We start from the raw sequence: 13,235 nt of genomic DNA, 5'->3' as shown, positions 1-13,235 counted from the left end.
ATGCGGTCTGACCAGAAATATGTATTTTAAATGCATTATTTGTTTTTCCGTATCAAACGGTGGCAGAAAGCTGCCGTAGCAGAGGAAATGCCTCTTTCATTCGCTCACCGCCGACCACAAAGGCACACAGCTTTTGCTGACTATCCAGCGCTTTGGCTACCATGCCCTGATCGTTCCATTCCTGCTGCCAGTGCAAATCCCTGCTGGTGGTATCACCTGCCATCTGTAACGGAAACAGTGGCGTTTTGATTTTAACCAGCATCGGCGGCAGCGTCAGCGCTTCACTGGCTCCCAGCAGATTTTTCGCCAGTGTAATCGCGCTGAGCTGAATGGGTTGCAGGAAAGGCAGAATCTTACCGCCAATTTCCGCGCAGTCGCCCAACGCATAAATCTGCGGATCGGTGGTTTGTAGCTGCGCATTAGTCAGGATGCCTTTTCGCACGGCTAAATTTGCTGCTGTTGCCAGTTGCGTATTGGCATGCAAACCGACGGCGGAGATGATGTCGTCCACTTCGACAGTTCGCCCATCGGTAAACATAGCCTGCACACCGGTTTCAGTTTTCTCCAACTGCTGCACGGTTGTGTTTAGCCGCAGCGAAACGCCCTGTTGTGTCAGTGTGAATTGCAGGCGCGCACTGACTTCAGGCGGCATCAGCGCAGGCAGAATGCTGCCGGCGCAGTCAACTAGCGTGACCTGTTTTCCGGCGCGACCCAAATCCATCGCCAGTTCGGTACCGATGAGTCCGGCACCGAGCACCAGCACGCGTTTGGCCTGCCAGAGTCGGGATTCGTGGGCGCGGTATTCCTGCTGACTATTGAGCGTCAGCATGTGTTCGCGCCCTGGAATCGGTGGCACGATTGCGCTGGCACCTGTCGCGAACACCAGCTTGTGGTAATCGTAACGATCCGCTCCGCAGGCAACCTGTTGTGCGTTGCGGTCAATAGCGGTAACACGCGTATTGGCCAGCAGCGTAATACGGTTTTCCTCGGCAAACGCGGTTGCCTGCATTTTGGTCAGCTCGTCGGCGCGCTGTTGCTGACTCATCACATGGCTTAAATCCGGCTTGTTGTACTCATCGCCGCTGTCGGCGGTGATCAGGCGGATAGGGCTGTGGGCATCCAACTTGCGTAGCTGTCGGATGAGCTGGCGGGCGGAAAAGCCCGCGCCAATAATCACGATATCTTTCATCATCCCTTCCTTAGCGAACCGGATTGAAAACGTCTTTACCCAGCCCGCATTCTGGACAGAGGAAGCTGTCGGGTACATCCGACCACATGGTGCCAGGTGTGACGTCCTGCATGGGTTCGCCAAGTGCCGGATCGTAGATCCACTGACAAACGCTGCATTGCATACAGCCGCTTTCTGACTGTGCTGCTGGCTTTGCTGTTGACTGTGGCGCTGCGACGTCATGACATCCACAATCGCTTACGGATTGAGATGCAGCGGTAACTGGCGGTACGGCGGCGGTCGGTTTCACTGGCGAGATGACGCGACGGGCAGGCGTATCATCCAGTGGATGCAGCGCCCACTGGCGGGCAATTTCTCGGCCGTGCTCGCGGCAAATTTCCAGCGCCGAACCGTCAGGACGCCATTTAGTTTTCAGCGCCAGCGTGGTTTCAAAACCGGCGTCCATCAGGCGAGTTTGAATACGGTCTACTGCACCGCCGTTCCAGCCGTAGCTGCCGAATGCCGAGGCTTTTTTGTTCTGGAAACGCAGGCCGGTGATCTCTTCCAGCATGGCCGCGACTTTCGGCATCATCACGTTATTCATGGTGGATGAACCGACCAACACGCCCTTCGAGCGGAAGACCTGAGTCAGGATTTCGTTCTTGTCGTGGCGGGCGACGTTATATATTTTCACCGCGACGCCTGGATCGACATCGTTAATGCCTTGCGCAATGGCGTCAGCCATCATGCGGGTGTTATTCGACATGGTGTCGTAAAACAGCGTGATGCGATCTTCCTGATAGCTGTCAGCCCACTTCAGATACAGGTGGATAATCTGGGCAGGATCGTCACGCCACACGACACCGTGCGAGGTGGCGACCATCGACAGCGGCAGATTGAAGCCGAGCACTTCGTGGATCTTGGCGGTCACCAAACGGCTGAACGGCGTCAGGATATTGGCGAAATAGCGCTGGCACTGTTCGAACAGCTCAGTTTGGTCCACCTCGTCATTAAACAGGTGTTCATCGCAGTAGTGCTGACCGAACGCATCGTTACTGAACAGTACGGCATCTTCGGTCATGTAGGTCATCATACTGTCCGGCCAGTGCAGCATCGGCGTTTCGATAAAGATCAGCTGCTTGCCGTTGCCGATATCCAGCGTGTCGCCGGTTTTGACAGTGTGGAAATTCCACTCAGGATGATGGTGATGACCGGTAATGGAATCGATCGCATTGTGGGTACAGTAAATCGGCGTGTTGGGAATACGCGCCATCAGCTCGCTTAACGCCCCGGCGTGATCCTCTTCGGCATGGTTGATCACGATATAATCAATCGTGTTCAGATCCACTTCAGCCATGAGATTCTGGACAAAGTCGCGGCTGAATTTATGATCGACAGTATCGATCAGCACGGTTTTCTCCTCGCGGATCAGGTAGCTGTTGTAGCTACTGCCTTGCAGCGTTTTGTATTCTGTGCCGTGAAAATCACGGACTTCCCAATCGCGTTGTCCAACCCAGTGGATGTTGTTCTTTACGTGAATTGTCATGTTCTGAAACCTCAATAATTATATGCGGGGAAATATGCTGTAGAGAGATAGCAGGAAGCGTGCCATTTTTTAATATGTTGATTTTTATGTATTTAATAAATATTTGTTGTCATAATGACACGGATTATATATTGTCTTAATGACACAAGTTCTGTCATTAGGACACACCATGACGCTTTCTATTAACGCCCTTGCCCGCATTGCTATCGAGCTGCAAATGGGGCTATCAAATCAGGATCGTTTTCAGCGCTTGATTAACAGCCTGCGCCAACTGCTGCGCTGTGATGCGTCGGCGTTGCTGCGTTATGAAAATCAGCTGTTCCGTCCGTTGGCGATTGACGGCCTGGCACCGGATGTACTGGGGCGACGCTTTCGTTTGTCCGATCATCCTCGTCTAGAGGCGATTGCCCGTGCGGGTGATGTGGTGCGCTTTCCGGCGGACAGCCAGCTTCCCGATCCGTATGACGGCCTGATCCCAAGCCAGGAAGATCTTAAAGTGCATGCCTGCGTTGGCCTGCCGCTGTTTGCCAATCAGAACCTGATTGGGGCGCTGACCGTAGACGGTATGGATCCGTGTCAGTTCGACCATTTTAGCGATGAGGAACTGCGGCTGGTGGGGGCGATGGCGGCAGCGGCGCTGAGTAATGCGCTGCTGATGGAGCGTCTTGAGCGGCAGTTGCCCGCGCCAGTGCATGCCGAAAGTCCGGCCGCGGAAAGTGTGGAGGAAATGGTTGGATTATCGGAACCGATGCAGCGGTTGAAGAAAGAGGTTGATATCGTTGCGGGTTCCGAGCTGAACGTATTGATTATGGGAGAAACTGGCGTCGGTAAAGAGCTGGTGGCACGGGCGATTCATCGCGGTTCCAGTCGTGCAAATCATCCTCTGGTGTACCTGAACTGCGCCGCGCTACCGGAATCGGTGGCGGAAAGCGAATTGTTTGGCCATGTGAAAGGGGCATTTACCGGTGCGATTCATCATCGAACCGGCAAGTTTGAAATGGCCGACAACGGTACGCTGTTTCTGGATGAGATTGGCGAGTTGTCGCTGACGCTACAGGCGAAGCTGTTGCGCGTATTGCAGTATGGCGATCTACAGCGCGTCGGGGATGACAGTAGCCTGAAAGTGAATGTGCGTGTGTTGGCCGCGACCAATCGCGACCTGCGGCAGGCGGTACTGGATGGCGTATTTCGTGCCGATTTATTCCACCGCTTGAGCGTGTTTCCGCTGTCTGTTCCGCCGCTGCGCGAACGTCGTCAGGATGTGGCACTGCTGGCGGGTTTCTTCTGTGAACGCAGCCGCGTGCAGTTGGGGCTGGCACGTTTGGCGCTAACCGCGGAAGCAGGGGCGTTACTGGAACAATACGACTGGCCGGGGAATGTGCGCGAACTGGAGCATGCTATTTACCGCGCCACCGTGCTGGCGCGTGCCGGACAAGAATCGGGCGAGGTGCTTTTAGGCCCAGAGCATTTTAATCTCGAACTTCCCTCCCAACCGGTCCATTCCAGAGCAGGACCGTCAAATGCTATTGAGACCGTGCCCGCTTATTTCATCAGCGGCGGCCTGCGAGAGGCAACAGATGACTATCAGCGGCGGGTTATCCAACACACGCTGGCACGGCATGAGGGCAACTGGTCATCCTGCGCGCGAGAATTGGAAATGGACAGCGGCAACCTGCACCGTCTGGCGAAGCGACTGGGCATCAAATAAAAAACGCCCCGATAGTCGGGGCGTTGCAGACTGTTGACAAACCTATTTCCCGCTCGGCTGGCGTTAGCGGCTAACCTCTAATCACAGCAGAAGTGAGTCAACCGCATTTCACGCATTTGGCGCTCTGAATCACCTGGAAGAAATCGTTGCCTTTATCGTCGACCAGAATAAAGGCCGGGAAATCTTCGACTTCGATTTTCCAGATAGCTTCCATACCCAGTTCAGGGTACTCGACGCAGGTTAGACTCTTGATGCTGTTTTGCGCCAGAATTGCTGCCGGGCCGCCGATGCTGCCGAGGTAGAAGCCGCCGTGTTTATGGCATGCGTCGGTGACCTGCTGGCTGCGGTTGCCTTTTGCCAGCATGATCATGCTGCCGCCGTTGGCTTGCAGCAAATCGACATAAGAATCCATGCGGCCTGCGGTGGTTGGGCCTAATGAACCAGACGGGTAGCCTTCCGGTGTTTTTGCCGGGCCTGCGTAGTAGATCGGGTGATCTTTAATGTACTGCGGCAGACCTTCACCGTTATCCAAACGCTCTTTCAGCTTGGCATGAGCAATATCACGACCCACGATGATGGTACCGGTCAGGGAAAGGCGAGTGGATACCGGATACTGCGACAGCGTCTTCAGGATCTCGGCCATCGGACGGTTCAGGTCGATTTTAACCGCATCGCCTTCGCCCGTTTCACGCAGGTGCTCAGGGATATATTTGCCGGGGTTTTGTTCTAACTGCTCCAGCCAGACGCCCTTGCGGTTGATCTTGCCTTTGATGTTGCGGTCAGCGGAACAGGACACGCCCATACCGACCGGACAAGATGCGCCGTGGCGCGGCAGACGGATAATCCGTACATCGTGCGCAAAATATTTACCGCCGAACTGCGCGCCCAGACCCAGATCGCGTGCCGCTTCCAGAATCTCTTGCTCCAGTGCGACATCGCGAAACGCCTGACCGTGCTCGTTGCCTTCGGTTGGCAGTTCGTCATAGTACTTGGTTGAGGCTAGCTTAACGGTTTTCAGCGTGGTTTCTGCCGAGGTGCCGCCAATCACAAACGCGATGTGGTAAGGCGGACAGGCCGCGGTGCCCAGTGAACGCATTTTCTCGATCAGGAAGCTTTTTAGCTTACCCGGTGTCAGCAGCGCTTTGGTCTCCTGATACAGATAGGTTTTGTTGGCTGAACCGCCGCCTTTGGTGACGAACAGGAATTTATAGTCTTCGCCCTCGGTGCTGTAGAGGTCAATTTGCGCAGGCAGGTTGGTGCCAGTGTTGACCTCTTTGTACATATCCAGCGCGGCGTTCTGCGAGTAGCGCAGGTTATCTTCAATGAATGTGTTGTACACACCCCGCGACAGCGCTTCGGCATCGTTACTGCCGGTCCAGACATTCTGGCCTTTTTTACCAACGATAATCGCGGTACCGGTATCCTGACAGGTCGGCAGAATGCCCTTGGCGGAAATTTCTGAGTTGCGCAGGAATTGCAGAGCAACATATTTATCGTTTTCGCTGGCTTCCGGGTCGTGGAGAATATCGGCAACTTGCTGCTGGTGAGCAGGGCGTAGCATGAAAGAGGCATCGTGGAAGGCTTGTTGTGCCAGAAGGGTCAATGCTGCTGGCTCGACTTTCAGGATATCCTTGCCTTCAAATTGTGCGACAGAAACAAAGTCGCTGCTCAGCAGGCGATATTCGGTGTCATCTTTACTGAGTGGAAAAGGATCTTGGTAATAGAAGGGTTTATTCGACATTTTTTTCTCACTTGCAATTGCATTAATTAGTAAATTCCGACCTTTATAGGATTCAACGTCTTATTATTAAGGTAAGGCGTATTACCGCAGCACCACAGGGATGTCTCGAATACAAAAGTAGTAATCCCTATAATAGTATGGTTTTTTGTCGGGAAGTACTACTTTGGTACATCACAATAATAATCATGATGTGCATTATTTTTCCCTGTGGCAGACGAGAGAAGCCGCGGTGCGGCACTGATTTTCCGTGTGCAGGCTACAAAGGAAAATACGCACGGGTTCGCGTGGAAATATTCCTCTTTTAATTGGCTTAATTAAGTAAAGTAAACGGTGAAATTAAAAACAATAACCATTCCATCTTTAATGTTATTCGTTAACGATATAAAGGAATCGTTATTGGCTTTTTTATCGTTTCACGAAAAAGCAGATTCATCACATAAGCCACAGTGCTGTGGCCGATGTGATTACTGATGTGATTTTGCCAGCGTTATGGCTGCGCTGATGGCAGCGCGTGCCTGTGGGCTGTTTTTCCAGCAGGTTGAGCCTGTCAGTACGGCGGCGTTCGCGACAATATCGCTGACATTTGCCCCGCTCAATTGCGCCAGTGTGGTGAAGCCCATTTGTTCCAGACGGGTGACCACGGCAGGGCCAACGCCTTTTACTGCGAGCAGCACCTCACGTTCCTGTGGGGAAAAAGTCATGGTTGCTCCATAGGTGAATCAGTTAGTGTCCCCAGAGTGTAGCGTACTCTCTTGCTGGGCAAGGAGATTGTCGATCATCCACAGCCCAGCAGGGCCGGGTGGATGGGGTTTGGACCAGACAACGTCTACATCAATCCACTGTGGCCAGCCCGCCACAGGCAACTCCACCAGCTTCTGTCGGTCGTATTGCGCCACCAGCCAGCGCGGAAGCATGCTCCAGCCGTGCCCCTGCTGTGCCATTTCCAGCAGCATAAGGTAGGACGGCGCAGACCAAACGATCCCTTCCGGTTGCAGCCGATCGCTGCGTTTATAGGTATTGAGATAGAGCTGACGGACGGTTGCCAGTTGGCTGCGCGTTACGGCTTTTTCAGCGGCTAGCGGGTGAGCTGCCGACACGAAAATGGCCATTTCAGTCTTGATCTGCAAACGTGCAGCGGCTACATCGGGCGGATAATCCGTTTGGGCGCGTACTAGCCCAACATGCGCACGGTCCATTTGCAGCAGATCGATAACGTCGTCGCCTTCCGCAAGCAGACATTCAAATTCAATATCGGGAAAGTGCTGGGCGAAACGCTGGAGTACAGGTTCATAGTGAGTCGCTTGCCAGATGTCGGACAGCATAAACGTCAGACGAGGTTCGATATGGTCAGCCAGACGGATCGCCAGCTCATCCAGTTCTTCGCTGGCGGATAAGATGGCCTGTACGTGAGAAAGCACTTTTCTGCCCGCCAGTGTCAGAACGGGCTGATGGCCAGATCGATCAAATAGCGTCAGCCCAAGATCGGCTTCCAGATTGGCAATGGCGGCGCTGATGGTGGACTGGCTTTTATGCAATCGCCGGGCAGCGGCGGAAAACGAGCCCGCATCAACGGTGGTTACAAACGCCAGTAAGGATTCTGGTGAATAACGCATCTTTATCTATACCCTAAATAATTCGAGTTTCAGGACAAATCTGCCAGAAGCACATTTGAACGCTGATTGCAGCGGCCCCAACGGGGCGAGGTCCACGTGAGTGGGCCGAGTAGTAAAGCCAACGCGCATGCAACTTGACGCATGACGACTATATCGCTTTTATCGATGGAATCTAACTGTACTCTACCATCTTATGCGATGAAAATAAGGGCGTAATACGATGCCATCCATGGTCATGGCTAAAATTGACCAGTAACGTGCAATAAATAAAAGTGAATGTGCTATGCAGAACAAAACCAGCAAAACCTTACGTGAACGTCTTTGCCATGCGGTGGGCTTTGAACTGATCGCGTTGTCGATCTGTGCACCTGCGGGTGCCTGGCTGCTGAATAAGCCACTTTTCGATATGGGCGCACTGGCCATTATGTTGTCCAGCGTCGCGATGATCTGGAATATGATCTATAACTCGATATTCGATCGCTTATGGCCCGCGGATCGCGTTAAGCGTCGGCTGCCGATCCGTGTTGCTCACGCGCTGGGGTTTGAAGGTGGCTTTATCCTCATTGGCTTGCCGCTGGCGGCGTGGATGCTGAACGTCACGCTGTGGCAGGCGCTGATGGTGGAGATCGGCTTCTTCTTGTTCTTCCTGCCGTATACCGTGCTGTATAACTGGGCTTATGACACGTTACGGGAACGCATTGTGAACCGCCGTCGCCATGTTCGTCAGGTTTCGGCCAGCTCCCGTTCACGCTAACCCTGCGCTTTACCGGTGTGTCAGCTTGAAGCTCTGATACGCCGGTAGTTCAAGCGATCGCCATAAATACCATGATGCCACCGTGCGGTAAGGCTGACAGGGCAGGCTGAGTGCCTGCAATTCACGTGGCTTCGGCATATCCGGTAAATCATAGACGTAGCGTAATCCCTGACGAATTCCCAAATCGTCAAGCGGCATGATGTCGGTGCGTTCCAGCGAATAAATCAAAAACATTTCTACCGTCCAGCGCCCGATCCCCTTTATCGAGGTGAGCTGCTGAATGAGCGTGTCATCGTCCATGTTTGCAGCTTGCTCGAGGCTGGGCACCAGCCCACTGACGGCGCCTTGCGCGATAGCGTGTAGCGTATCCGCTTTGCGGGCGGAAAAACCGCACTGCCGCAGCGTGTCGGTGGAACAGGCCAGCATCTGCTCCGGGTTGGGAAAGGCATCGTCATGCACCCGCAGGAGTTTCGCGACCATTGCGTCTCCTGCTCGCGTCGTCAATTGCTGATAGGCAACGGCACGCATCAGCGCCTCATAGGGTTCCCTGTGAGGCGCAGTTTGATGGCGACAATCGCCAATTTGTTCGATCAGGCTGGCCCAACGCGCATTGATAGCGCTGAGGTGGGTTTTGGCCTGCTGTGTGAAATCCAACGGCGGATGGGATGGCATAAACGGCTTCCGTGATGAGAATGCAAGGGCAGAAAATGAGCATAGGAGATTGCCGCATGGCACGCCATGCGGAAAGGACTATTCGCATGAAAAAGAAAATTCGAATGAAAAAGCAAGAGTTGAACGTGTGTGTAAGGTGCCTTCGGTTTAGCGTTAGCACATGGCGTGACTTTCAGTAATAGTAAGATTGGCAGCAATGCTGAGATTGGAATGAGGTGCATATGATACGTAACGACACGATGCGTAACGATACAATGCTTAGTGATACGCCGTTTCAGGATGCCGACTCGCGCTGGCAGGCGGTAGTAACGCGCGATAAAGCGGCTGATGGCTGCTTTATTTATGCGGTGAAGACGACGGGCGTTTATTGTGTGCCCTCCTGTGCCTCACGTCAGCCCCAGCGTGAAAATGTGGTGTTTTTCGCGACGGCTAATGAGGCTCAGGCGGCAGGTTTCCGTCCGTGTAAACGGTGTCGTCAGGGAGCACTGTCGCGGCAGGAACAACAAGCACAGCAGATTGCCCAAGCCTGCCGAATGATTGAGCAGTCGGAGCATCAGCCAACGCTGGCGATGCTGGCTCAAGCGGTAGGGATGAGCACTTTCCATTTTCATCGCGTGTTCAAAACCACAACGGGCCTGACGCCAAAACAGTATGCTAATGCCCATCGTCATCGGCAGTTACGTGAACACTTAGCAGATAATGAAGAGGTGACTGCGGCGATTATCGCGGCGGGCTATGACGCTAGCGGTCGCTTTTATGCTGAAGCCGGTACGCATTTAGGAATGACGCCGACGGCATTTCAGAACAAAGGAAAGGGGATGACGGTCCACTTTGCTATTGGCAGTTGCTCACTTGGCGAGGTGCTGGTGGCGGAGAGCGAGAAAGGGATTTGCGCGATCCTGTTGGGAGACGACCCTGACGTTCTGCTCAACTCGCTTCAGACGATGTTTGCCAACGCACAGTTAATCGGTGGCGATGCGGTGTTTGAGCAACGGATGGCGCAGGTCGTCGGGTTTGTCGACGATCCGTCCATTGGATTGACGCTGCCGCTCGATATTCGCGGCACCGCATTCCAGCAGCGTGTCTGGCAGGCGCTGCGGGCCATTCCGGCAGGAGAAACGCTGAGCTATCGTGAGGTTGCCGAGCGAATCGGATCGCCCGCTGCCGTGCGCGCTGTCGCAGGTGCCTGTGCGGCAAACCGACTGGCAGTTGCGATTCCTTGTCATCGCGTAGTGCGACATGATGGGGCGCTGTCAGGTTATCGCTGGGGCGTTGTGCGCAAACGTGCGCTGCTAGAGAAAGAGCAAGTGGAGAAAGAACAGGTCGTGCATCAGCCAGAGGAATCGTCGCCGTGAATTTTGATTTATTTGCCGATGAAGCACCGCGTTGCTGGACGGAAATACTGGCACCGGGGGCGGTCATCCTGCGTGGTCGCGCTTATGACGACGCGCCAGCATTGCTTGCGGCGCTGCAAACCGTCATTGCGCGCGCGCCTCTGCGTAATATGGTCACGCCGGGTGGCTTTGTGATGTCGGTGGCGATGAGCAACTGTGGTCGGCTCGGCTGGGTAACGGATGAACAGGGTTATCGTTACACCTCACAGGATCCGATGAGTGGAGAAGCGTGGCCAGCTATGCCGGAGGCCTTTTTCCAACTGGCGAAGCAGGCGGCGAGCGACGCCGGTTTTGCTGATTTCGAACCGGATGCCTGCCTGATCAACCGCTATGATGTCGGCACGCGCATGTCTCTGCATCAGGATAAAAATGAACGGGATTTTCGCCAGCCTATCGTGTCTGTCTCGCTGGGGCTTAGCGCGACGTTCCTGTTTGGCGGTATGGCACGTAGCGATAAAGCGCAGCGCGTTCCGCTGACACATGGCGATGTGGTGGTCTGGGGCGGTGAATCGCGACTCTATTTCCACGGTATTCTGCCGCTGAAAAATGGCACCGTACCGCAAGGGATGCTTGATGAATGCCGTTTTAATCTGACGTTTCGTAAAGCCGGATAGGGAAACCACAGGGATGCTTCCCCCGTGGTCGCCCCGAGTATCTCGATACTCAAACGAATGTCAGTAGACTTAAGGGACGCGCTTATTTCTTGCTGAACTTCATATAATCAAGGGCGCTTTCTGCTGCAATTCGACCTGAGTTGAGCGCAAAGCCAAACGTGCCTCCGCCTAGCAGCAGGTCATAGGTGTCGCCATACATGCCAGCGGCATCATTACCTGTGACGTACAGACCCGGAATGACCTCGCCGGATTTATCTATCGCCTGCATTTTCTCGTCAATCTTCACGCCACCTAACGTGCCCAGTGCAGCAGGCTGCATTCTCACCGCATAGAACGGGCCGGTTTTTATCGGGCGCAGGTAATCCATGTTTTTGTTGAACACCTCATCCCGTTTTTGCGTCGCAAATTTGTTGTTTTCCTCCAGCGTATTCTTCAGCACGCTGGCATCAACGCCCATCTCTTTCGCTAGCCCGTCAACGGTAGCGGACTTGAAGACGAAACCGCGATTTTTCTGACTTTCCTTCGTAAATTCGCTATCGAATTTTGTCAGCTTGGTATTGGCGATCACCCATTCGCCAATCGGCACATCAATGCCGTCTTCGACGTAATGCTTACGGGACGTTTCGTCAAAAATGGAGTACATGATGCCACCCGCTTTTGACAGTGCGTTACCAGAGTGTGGCCAGATGATGACGTTGGATTCATCGGTAAAGCGTCGGCCATGCTGGTCAACCCACAGATAGGGCTGACGTGCAGCGGCCAGTAGGTGAGAGTTAGGCGCGTAGTCTGGCAGACCGGGGCGATAGGCTTGCAGCAGCCCCAGACCGTCCGGTTTGGCACCGGCTTTCCATGCCATATTAATCCCGTCGCCGTCCTTACCGACGTTACCAACCATTATGGTATCGGGGAAGGCTGCGTATTTTTGCAGCATCTCTTTATTGTTGGCATAGCCGCCAGTGGCGATGATGACGGCTTTGGCGTCGATCTGGAAGGTATTGCCGTCGCTATCTTGTGCGATGACGCCTGTTACTTTGCCATCTTTCACAACCAGTTCTTTACCCGCCGTTTTCACCAGCGTGGTGACATCCATACTTTTAAACTGTTCGTGGAATGTCTTGATCAGGTGGCGTCCGTGGCCGGGGCCGTCGATCACATGCCAGGTCAACATACCGCCGGGGCCGCCGGGCCCGATGTATTCAAACTTGATACCTTTCGATTTCACCCACTCAATCGTGTCCGCCGAGCGGTTGACGAAGGCGCGAACCACGAAGGGATTGGCCATCCAGTGGCTGTAATCCATGATGGTTTTAAACGCCATATCTGGCGTCACTATAATCCCCTGGCGTTTCTGCATGCTGCTGTTGGCGGCGAAGATGCCTTCGGCAAAGTTGCCCGTGCCACCGACAATCGGCTGTTTTTCCAGTAAGACGATTTTCGCCCCTTTTTCTGCGGAGGCCATCGTTGCCGAGGTGCCCGCCGCGCCTGCACCGATAATAACGATATCGGCACTTTTCGGAATTTCCGGCTTTGCTGCGTCCGCCGCCTGTGCGGTAGACCAGCTCATCATTGAGAGACAGAGCGTCGTGAGTACACTTTTTCTGAAGCGTTTCATGATGTTTTCCTTGATGTTATTAAGAGTCTTACAACACGGTATTACTTCGCCTTAGCCTGTGAGTACGCGTCTTCCGCCGCTTCTTGTACCGCGCCACTGGTCATCGTGGCACCTGACACGCCATCAACCTGTATGCTCTGTTTTTCGGTCATGGCTTTTGCGAGTTCGATTGCGGCTTCCCCGCCGACTTCGGGTGTCTCTTCCGGGGCATCAATTGTCGATTTGAGGACTTTTCCCTGCGCATCGATATCAAGCGTGACGGTGACATCGCCGCCGATACCCTGTCTGGCGGCGGAATAGGTACCCGCTTTAAAATTCCCCTCCTGTGCGGCTGCTGTTCCCATTGTGAATAACAAGCAAAGTGGAAGGATTCCTGAGCATATTTTCATATCAATAATTCCATCAGTTTTTGA

The 13,235-nt window shown here is 53.8% G+C and carries 12 protein-coding genes; 4 read left to right on the top strand and 8 right to left on the bottom strand.

Annotated elements, in window-relative coordinates:
* Positions 1–52: 52 nt before the first annotated feature.
* Together norW and norV are read right to left on the bottom strand one after the other, a co-directional pair.
* Positions 53–1,189 (bottom strand): NADH:flavorubredoxin reductase NorW, encoded by a 1,137-nt coding sequence (norW, locus tag CLR69_RS11690; RefSeq protein WP_129712712.1) that lies wholly within the window; start codon positions 1,187–1,189, stop codon positions 53–55.
* A 10-nt stretch (positions 1,190–1,199) separates the two neighbouring features.
* Complete coding sequence (gene norV, locus CLR69_RS11685) at positions 1,200–2,714, bottom strand: anaerobic nitric oxide reductase flavorubredoxin (protein ID WP_129712711.1); 1,515 nt, start codon at positions 2,712–2,714, stop codon at positions 1,200–1,202.
* A 169-nt stretch (positions 2,715–2,883) separates the two neighbouring features.
* On the opposite strand from norV, the gene norR reads away from it, so the two are divergent.
* A complete protein-coding gene (gene norR / locus CLR69_RS11680; RefSeq protein WP_129712710.1) occupies positions 2,884–4,422 on the top strand; it encodes a nitric oxide reductase transcriptional regulator NorR in 1,539 nt (512 codons plus the stop codon).
* A gap of 97 nt (positions 4,423–4,519) precedes the next feature.
* On the opposite strand, the gene fumA is transcribed toward norR, so the two are convergent.
* The 3 genes from fumA to CLR69_RS11665 form a co-directional block, all read right to left on the bottom strand.
* On the bottom strand, positions 4,520–6,163 hold the full coding sequence (gene fumA / locus CLR69_RS11675) for a class I fumarate hydratase FumA (protein WP_129702997.1): 1,644 nt from the start codon (positions 6,161–6,163) through the stop codon (positions 4,520–4,522).
* Between the two features lie 464 nt (positions 6,164–6,627).
* A complete protein-coding gene (locus CLR69_RS11670; protein ID WP_129712709.1) occupies positions 6,628–6,864 on the bottom strand; it encodes a helix-hairpin-helix domain-containing protein in 237 nt (78 codons plus the stop codon).
* Between the two features lie 18 nt (positions 6,865–6,882).
* Positions 6,883–7,776, bottom strand: coding sequence for a LysR family transcriptional regulator (locus tag CLR69_RS11665; protein ID WP_129712708.1), 894 nt, complete (start codon positions 7,774–7,776; stop codon positions 6,883–6,885).
* Positions 7,777–8,059: 283 nt separating this feature from the next.
* Here CLR69_RS11665 and CLR69_RS11660 point away from each other — a divergent pair, with 283 nt between their 5' ends.
* The gene (locus CLR69_RS11660; protein ID WP_129712707.1) at positions 8,060–8,530 is read left to right on the top strand and encodes a multidrug/biocide efflux PACE transporter; all 471 of its coding nucleotides are present in this window, start codon (positions 8,060–8,062) and stop codon (positions 8,528–8,530) included.
* Positions 8,531–8,539: 9 nt separating this feature from the next.
* Here CLR69_RS11660 and CLR69_RS11655 read toward each other — a convergent pair whose 3' ends face one another.
* Complete coding sequence (locus CLR69_RS11655) at positions 8,540–9,202, bottom strand: DNA-3-methyladenine glycosylase family protein (RefSeq protein WP_129712706.1); 663 nt, start codon at positions 9,200–9,202, stop codon at positions 8,540–8,542.
* 239 nt (positions 9,203–9,441) lie between these two features.
* On the opposite strand from CLR69_RS11655, the gene ada reads away from it, so the two are divergent.
* Positions 9,442–10,557: a bifunctional DNA-binding transcriptional regulator/O6-methylguanine-DNA methyltransferase Ada gene (gene ada, locus CLR69_RS11650; RefSeq protein ID WP_129712867.1), complete on the top strand. Its 1,116-nt coding sequence runs from the start codon at positions 9,442–9,444 to the stop codon at positions 10,555–10,557.
* Positions 10,554–11,210, top strand: coding sequence for a DNA oxidative demethylase AlkB (alkB, locus tag CLR69_RS11645; RefSeq protein WP_129712705.1), 657 nt, complete (start codon positions 10,554–10,556; stop codon positions 11,208–11,210). Before ada ends, alkB begins: the two co-directional genes overlap by 4 nt.
* A gap of 82 nt (positions 11,211–11,292) precedes the next feature.
* Here alkB and CLR69_RS11640 read toward each other — a convergent pair whose 3' ends face one another.
* Both CLR69_RS11640 and CLR69_RS11635 read right to left on the bottom strand, forming a co-directional pair.
* Positions 11,293–12,822, bottom strand: coding sequence for an FAD-dependent oxidoreductase (locus CLR69_RS11640; RefSeq protein ID WP_129712704.1), 1,530 nt, complete (start codon positions 12,820–12,822; stop codon positions 11,293–11,295).
* A 41-nt stretch (positions 12,823–12,863) separates the two neighbouring features.
* Positions 12,864–13,211: an FMN-binding protein gene (locus CLR69_RS11635; RefSeq protein ID WP_129703004.1), complete on the bottom strand. Its 348-nt coding sequence runs from the start codon at positions 13,209–13,211 to the stop codon at positions 12,864–12,866.
* Between the last annotated feature and the right edge of the window lie 24 nt (positions 13,212–13,235).

Origin of the sequence: Pectobacterium zantedeschiae (assembly GCF_004137795.1) — a bacterium.
GTDB lineage: Bacteria > Pseudomonadota > Gammaproteobacteria > Enterobacterales > Enterobacteriaceae > Pectobacterium > Pectobacterium zantedeschiae.
This window is presented reverse-complemented; position numbering and strand designations above follow the sequence as displayed.